Here is a 5,660-nt window from a genome sequence, read left to right as displayed (position 1 = left end):
TCTGAACTACAATCATAAATAGCATATTCGTAGTCTAATTCTAACTTTACCTTTTCGAACTCATTTTTTAAATATTGTTCTAATATGGTGTTTTCAAAAACATCGTTTACATTTACAATAAAGTAATTTTCGGAAACTTTTTTTATTTGATTTCCTATCGGAAGTTCTTTTTTATTGTCTTTATAAATTTTATTTACCACATCTTGCAAGGCAAAATGGATTTTATCTTCTACATCTTTTTTCTCAAAAATATAGGCTTGATTGAGTAAAAACAACTGCATGATAATTACTCCTACAATTGCTAAAAACCCAGCAAAAATTACGGTATTAAATCTGTTAAACTTCATAATGAGTTCGATATTACAAAAAATGTAGTTCTTAAAATTCCTATTAACATGTCATTAACAATCATTAAAAACTAATTAACATTAGAAAAATAAAACTTTTTTAGTTTTGTATAACAAATTTAAAATAACTAAAAATATTATAGAGTATGAAATCAATTAAATTATCAATTGTAGCTTTATTTATAGCTAGTGCTTCATTCGCACAAACAAAAGAAGTTAAAGTAGAAACTGCTAAAGCTATTCAAGTAGCTCCAACAGAAGTTAAAGCTCCAGCAACTCCTAAACAATCAAACATTAAATGGGATCAAGAAATGCATGATTTTGGAGATATTGAAAAAGGAAAACCAGTTACTTATGAATTTTCTTTTACAAACACTACAAAAGAAACTATCTTAATTACTAATGTAAGACCTGCTTGTGGTTGTACTGCTGCAAATTACACAAAAACTCCAATTAAACCAGGAGAAAAAGGAATGGTTGCTGCAACATTTAACGCTGCAAGTGGTGGAATGTTTCAAAAATCAGTAACTATTACTACTACTGAAAACGGTGCTGAAGCAGTAAAAACTTTATCTTTTAAAGGAAAAGTATTAGAGCCAGCTACTGACAAAAAAGAAGAGATTAAATCTTAACAATATTATTAATTCAACTTTTTACATCTTATTAAACCACCTTTTATAGGTGGTTTTTTTATATTTACAAAATGAAAACAGCTGTAATAAATACTCCTTTAGGATGTACCGAAATTTGTGGAGATGAAATAGGCATTTCAAAAATTCATATTTTAAATGATGAAACTGAAATTTCTACAAAAATTCCTAAAGAACTAAAAGAGGCTGTTTCGCAACTTCAAGACTATTTTAATGGAAAAAGAACAGATTTTACATTTAAAATTAATCCATTAGGAACCGATTTTCAGAAAAAAGTTTGGCAAGAATTAGTAAATATTCCTTTCGGAAAAACGTGTTCTTATTTAGAATTATCAAAAAAATTGGGTGATGTAAAAGCAATTCGAGCTGTGGCTTCTGCCAACGGAAAAAATCCGCTTTGGATTGTGGTTCCGTGTCATCGTGTAATAGGTTCTGATGGTTCTTTAACAGGTTATGCAGGAGGTTTATGGCGCAAAAAATGGTTGTTGGAACACGAAAATCCAGTAAAACAAGAAAGTTTGTTTTAGTTTTTTTAAAATCATTCCAACTTTTTCCTACTTTTATAACACAATCTTATAAAATTAGGAAATGAAATTTCTTTTAAAATTCTTCAAGTGGTTCGCTATTGTTTTAGCAAGCATCATAATTTTGATGTACATTTTTGATGTGGATTATCTATTACGCGCAGTGAAGACTATTTATTTCAAAGGGTATACAACGGCTTTTTTAGAAGATTATAAAGAATTTCCAAACAGAGAAATTAAAAAAGGAACAGCGCAACCTTGGGCAATTGCTTCCGATTATAATTCCGTTCCTGCTACTGAAGTATTAACAAAAAATCACAAAGAACTTCAAACCATTGCTTATCTCATTATTAAAAATGACAGCATTTGGCACGAAAGTTATTTTGATGGATTTGATAAGAATTCTAAAACCAATTCTTTTTCTATGGCAAAAAGTGTCGTTACTATGGCATTAGGAAAAGCCATTATGGATGGGAAAATTAAAAATTTAGATCAAAAAGTAACCGATTTTTTTCCAGAACTAAAAGGCAAATTTGCAAAAGAAGTAACCGTAGGCGATTTATCTTCGATGGCTTCTGGATTAAGTTGGGATGAAAAATATTATAGTCCGTTTTCAATTGTAACTCGTGCTTATTTTGATGATGATTTAAAAGGCATTATTTTAGGTTTAGACATTAAAGAAAAGCCAGGACAATCGTTTAAATATTTAAGTGGTGCTACTCAATTATTGGCTATGTGTATTGAAAAAGCAACGGGTGAGCATTTATCTGATTATGTTTCCAAACACTTTTGGCAACCCATGGGAGCCGAAAACGAAGCACTTTGGCAATTAGACGAAGCACCAGATGGAATTGAAAAAGCCTACTGTTGTATCGCTAGTAACGCAAGAGATTTTGCGCGCTTTGGAAAATTATATTTAAACGATGGAAAGTGGAATGGAAAACAATTATTAGACAGTGCTTTTGTAAAAAAATGTATCACACCGCGTTTTGAAAAAAGTCCAGAATATGGTTATGGTTGGTGGATGCATAACTTTTTAGGTAAAGATTTATACTACATGCGTGGTCATTTAGGGCAATTTGTAATCGTAATTCCTGAAGATGATTTAATTATTGTGAGATTAGGTCATTTAAAAGGAGTCCAAACCTCATACGATCCTCATAGTGAGGATTTATATGTCTATATAGAAGAAGCATATGAAATGTTGAAATTAAGAAAGAATTGAGAATATAAGCAGTAAAACTAAAAACTTAAATTAACTATAAACCATACAAAAATGATTGAGAAAATTAACTTGAACAATATTTTGTTTTTAGACATTGAAACCGTTCCAGAGCACCAAAATTATGGTATTTTAGATGAAGAAACTCGCTATTTATGGGAACACAAAACACAATACCAACGCAAAGACGAAATTTCAGCAGAAGATTTTTACGAAAGAGCTGGGATTTGGGCTGAATTTGGAAAAATCATCACCATTTCTGTGGGTTACTTTGTAAATAAAGGAGATATTAGAAATTTTCGGGTGACTAGTTTTTTTGGGGAAGAAAAGAAGATTTTAAACGATTTCTCCAATTTATTAAATACACATTTCAATGGAGCACAACACGTTTTGTGCGGTCATAATGCCAAAGAATTTGATATTCCGTTTATTGCTCGACGCATGATTATAAATGGAATTGCTTTACCAAACAAAATAAATTTATTTGGTAAAAAACCATGGGAAGTACCTCATTTAGACACTTTAGAATTATGGAAATTTGGAGATTATAAACATTTTACATCGCTTAAACTACTAACAAAAGTTCTAGGAATTCCATCTCCAAAAGATGACATTGACGGTAGTGAAGTAGCTCATGTTTATTATGTTGAAGATAATATTGACAGAATTATTACGTATTGTGAAAAAGATGTAATAGCTGTAGCACAAATTTTTCTAAGATTAAGACGAGAAGATTTACTAGTTGAAGATGAAATTATTCATGTATAAAAAAAGGGAGCTTTATAAGCTCCCTTTTTAGTTTTTTATTGTATGATTATTTATTAATCACTACTTTTTTAGTTGTTTTAGCGCTTCCATTTTGGATGCTTAACATATAAATTCCGTCTGATAAATTTTCAACATTTAACGTTTCAATAGTATTAGAAGAAACTTTAGAAACTACTTTTCTACCTTGAACATCAAACAATTCATAAGTAGTTTCACCTGTTACATTTCCTGCTAAATCAATATTAACAATTCCTTTAGCTGGATTAGGATAAACTTTTAATGAATTTAAAATATTGTCATTTGAACTTAAAGACGCTGTTAAAGCACAAATCTCAATTGTAAAATTACTTACTGTTCCGCCATCACCGTTATACGGATCGTCGATCAATAAAGTCCAAGTACCATCCGCTAGTAAACCATTTAAATTACTTAAAGGATCGATAGGTGCAATATCACCAAAAATTGCAGGAACACCAGAACAAGCAGGAGAAGAACCTGTGTGAATAAATCTACAATTAATATTGTCGTTATCTCCACATGCCTCTTCCAATAACATTATTATAGGACTACCTATTGAAACTGGACCTTGTAACATTATAGTCATATCTTGAACATAAGTATGAGTCATTTCAAATATAACTCTTATTTCACCAATAGTTAACCCTCCTGATATATTTAAAGGTACACTTGCGCTTGAATTTGCAATAGTTGCAACAGTTGCATTAGAAAAATCTGTAGCACTAAAGGTGTTTCCGCATGATAACACTCCTGTCCTAAATGAATTAACTGTTGCGTTATTTGCGTTTGCAACTCCACATCTATTTGAAGGAATAACTCTCCAATAATACATAGTGTCTTGCAATAAGCCAGATATAATATAGTTGGTGTTACTTGTTGTTTGATTAACTAAAGTTGTTGCAAAAGTTGAACTTGTAGAAACTTGTACATTATAATTTTCAGCGTTAGAATCTAATTGCCAATCAAGATTAACTATAGTTGAAGTTCCGTTAAATCCATTTGTTGGAGACGATAAAATAACAGGTTGAAAACTTGAATTGTATATTTTTAATACTCTTGTTCTTGTTTCAGATTCCGTTCCATTATTCCCAACAATACCAATGTTGTACTCTCCTGGAATTACTGAAGACAAATTAGAAATTGTCATTGTAATATTACCATTAGCATTTAAACTTGTTGGAGAAATAGAAACAATAGCACCCGCTGGTACACCGACAGCCGAGAAATTAGTAGCTAAACCTCTTGTTTTCTTAAAATTAAAATTAAAAGTTGCATCTTGATTATTACATAATTCTACATTTTCAGATGTTGGAATTATTGCGAAATCGGAAGTAATACCAGTAATAATTAAAGAATAATTTTGCCCACCGTTAACTAAATTACCTTTATGAGTAATTGTAATTTCGTAATTTCCAGCAATAGGAGAATCAATTCTTATTAATTCAACATTGTCTAAATTATTATCACCTGTTCTAGTTGCTGGCAATGTTGGATCAGTACTATTTAATTTCCAAGGATAAAATGTTGTTCCGTCTTTAGTAATTCTAATATCTAAATCATTTACTAATGATTTAAACATGTCATTAGGTGTTAATCTTTGTCCGTTATTTGCTTCTCCAGGTACATCTGTCCATGTTATCGATGCAATTAATGGATTGGTAGCACCTCCAGACGATTTAACCGACATTGTAAATGATTGACCTTGATTTAGCCTTTCCTCTGAAATCCAAGTTGTTAAACCATTATTATTGATTGTTTCTGCTGCTTTCTTAGCATTCAATAATCCCCATCCAAAAACAGGATCTGGTCCAAACTCTCCAGCGTCATCGGCAGTGTGACAAGCTAAGCCTTTGAGTGTAGCAGACCTCATAAAACTATTGGTAACATTCTTATAATGTTGTTGTAATAGTAAAAGCGTTCCTGTTACGTTTGGAGCAGCCATTGATGTTCCAGACATAGCAATAGTTGATGTATCATTTGTACTATTTAAAGATGTTACATTTGTACCATTCCCTGTAATATCAGGCTTAATTCTTCTATCATCGGTTGGTCCTTGACTACTTCCTGAATTTATAAAAACACTTGTTAAAGTACCATCCGTAGCTATAGTTGCATCTTGTGCATTAGCAAC

General features: G+C 31.1%; 5 protein-coding genes and 1 pseudogene. 4 read left to right on the top strand and 2 right to left on the bottom strand.

The window, feature by feature from the left end; all coding sequences use genetic code 11:
- Window positions 1-347 (bottom strand): annotated as a pseudogene (locus tag L6Q46_RS12375) (sensor histidine kinase); the annotation flags it as partial.
- Window positions 348-493: 146 nt separating this feature from the next.
- On the opposite strand from L6Q46_RS12375, the gene L6Q46_RS12370 reads away from it, so the two are divergent.
- The 4 genes from L6Q46_RS12370 to L6Q46_RS12355 all read left to right on the top strand — a co-directional run bounded on the left by L6Q46_RS12370 (window position 494) and on the right by L6Q46_RS12355 (window position 3,511).
- Window positions 494-979, top strand: a complete 486-nt coding sequence (locus L6Q46_RS12370) for a DUF1573 domain-containing protein (RefSeq protein WP_291284562.1) — start codon at window positions 494-496, stop codon at window positions 977-979.
- Between the two features lie 71 nt (window positions 980-1,050).
- Complete coding sequence (locus tag L6Q46_RS12365) at window positions 1,051-1,524, top strand: methylated-DNA--[protein]-cysteine S-methyltransferase (RefSeq protein WP_291284561.1); 474 nt, start codon at window positions 1,051-1,053, stop codon at window positions 1,522-1,524.
- A 61-nt stretch (window positions 1,525-1,585) separates the two neighbouring features.
- Window positions 1,586-2,746, top strand: coding sequence for a serine hydrolase (locus L6Q46_RS12360; protein ID WP_291284560.1), 1,161 nt, complete (start codon window positions 1,586-1,588; stop codon window positions 2,744-2,746).
- A gap of 51 nt (window positions 2,747-2,797) precedes the next feature.
- Window positions 2,798-3,511, top strand: a complete 714-nt coding sequence (locus L6Q46_RS12355) for a 3'-5' exonuclease (protein ID WP_291284559.1) — start codon at window positions 2,798-2,800, stop codon at window positions 3,509-3,511.
- A gap of 46 nt (window positions 3,512-3,557) precedes the next feature.
- Here the strand turns inward: L6Q46_RS12355 and L6Q46_RS12350 are convergent.
- A partial coding sequence (locus tag L6Q46_RS12350; RefSeq protein WP_291284558.1) for a T9SS type A sorting domain-containing protein occupies window positions 3,558-5,660 on the bottom strand: 2,103 nt, incomplete at its 5' end.

It is taken from the genome of Flavobacterium sp. (genome assembly GCF_023151265.1).
Lineage (GTDB): Bacteria > Bacteroidota > Bacteroidia > Flavobacteriales > Flavobacteriaceae > Flavobacterium.
This window is presented reverse-complemented; position numbering and strand designations above follow the sequence as displayed.